General features: G+C 75.6%; 2 protein-coding genes. One reads left to right on the top strand and one right to left on the bottom strand.

What is annotated here, in order from left to right; all coding sequences use genetic code 11:
* Window positions 1-120: 120 nt before the first annotated feature.
* The gene (locus tag ABZ641_RS38310; RefSeq protein WP_359989282.1) at window positions 121-714 is read right to left on the bottom strand and encodes an XRE family transcriptional regulator; all 594 of its coding nucleotides are present in this window, start codon (window positions 712-714) and stop codon (window positions 121-123) included.
* 81 nt (window positions 715-795) lie between these two features.
* On the opposite strand from ABZ641_RS38310, the gene ABZ641_RS38305 reads away from it, so the two are divergent.
* On the top strand, window positions 796-1,208 hold a 413-nt coding region (locus tag ABZ641_RS38305), incomplete at its 3' end, for an FAD-binding protein (RefSeq protein WP_359989280.1).

Below are 1,208 nucleotides of genomic sequence, written 5' to 3'. Positions count from 1 at the left end.
GCCGGGCCGTCCGGGCACGGCGGCACCTGGTCGAGCCGCGCGCCATGCCCCTCAACGACCACCGGCCCCACCGGTCACTCGCGGCGCACCCGTTCCGGTGCCGCCGCGCCCGGGCGCCGCTCAGTCCCCGGACGGGCGGGCCCGGACGTGCATCCGCTCGCCCTGTGCGCCGAACAGCGACAGGAACTCCACCGGCCGGTCGCCCGCGTTGGCGAAGCCGTGCGGGGTGCGGGTGTCGAACTCGGCCGCCTCGCCGGCGGTCAGGACGAGGTCGGTGTCGCCGAGGGCCAGCCAGAGCCGGCCGGACAGCACGTACAGCCACTCGTGGCCCTCGTGCGTGCCCAGGCCCGGCCGGGTGCCCTCGGGCAGTGGTCGGACGGGCAGGATCTGCTTGTAGGCGTGCAGCCCGCCGAGGTGCTTGGTGAGCGGCACGAAGGTCTCGCCGTGCCGGGTGAACGGGCGCGGGTGGATCCGCGGGTCGCCGGTCGGCGGCGCGCCCACCAGCTCGTCCAACTGCACCCCGTACGCCTTGGCGAGCGGCAGCAGCAGCTCCAGCGTCGGGCGGCGCTGCCCGGACTCCAGCCGGGAGAGCGTGCTCAGCGAGATGCCCGTCTCCTCGGCCACCTCGGCGAGGGTGGCGCCCCGCTTCTGCCGCAGCGCCCGCAGCCGGGGCCCCACACCTGCCAGTACACCGCTGATGTCGTCGTCCGCCATGCCTCCATTTGCCGGTTCGGCAAGAAAGTTTGTCAAGCCGGGATGGCCCGCCGACGATCGAGGAGAACGGAGGTCCACACCATGACGACAGAATCCCCGAAGCTCCCCGAACCGGCCGCGGACACCGCGCAGCCGTACGACACCGTGGTGGTCGGCGGCGGCGCCGCCGGACTCGCCGGTGCGATCACCCTGGCCCGTGCGCGGCGCTCGGTGCTGGTGGTCGACGACGGCAGGCCCCGCAACGCCCCCGCGGCCGGGGTGCACGGCTACCCGAGCCGGGACGGCGTCCCGCCGCAGGAACTGCTGGCCGCGAGCCGCGCCGAGGCGGAGGGCTACGGGGCACGGTTCCTGGCGGGCACCGTCGTCGACGCCGAACGCCTCGACGACGGCGGCTTCCGGCTCGCCCTCGCCGACGGGGCGGCTCGCGGCCAGCAGTTCCTGCGGCGGGACGCCGTCCCGGCTCGGGTAGCCGTGCACCCCGGCCGACGTCCTGG

Origin of the sequence: Kitasatospora sp. NPDC007106, assembly GCF_040634455.1 — a bacterium.
Lineage (GTDB): Bacteria > Actinomycetota > Actinomycetes > Streptomycetales > Streptomycetaceae > Kitasatospora > Kitasatospora arboriphila.
The sequence above is the reverse complement of the archived record's forward strand: the minus strand, read 5'-3'. Positions and strand labels throughout refer to the sequence as shown.

Coding starts and splice junctions, on each gene's coding strand:
- ABZ641_RS38310 (WP_359989282.1), bottom strand. CDS start 714: ATGGCGGACGACGACATCAGCGGTGTACTGGCAGGTGTGGGGCCCCGG.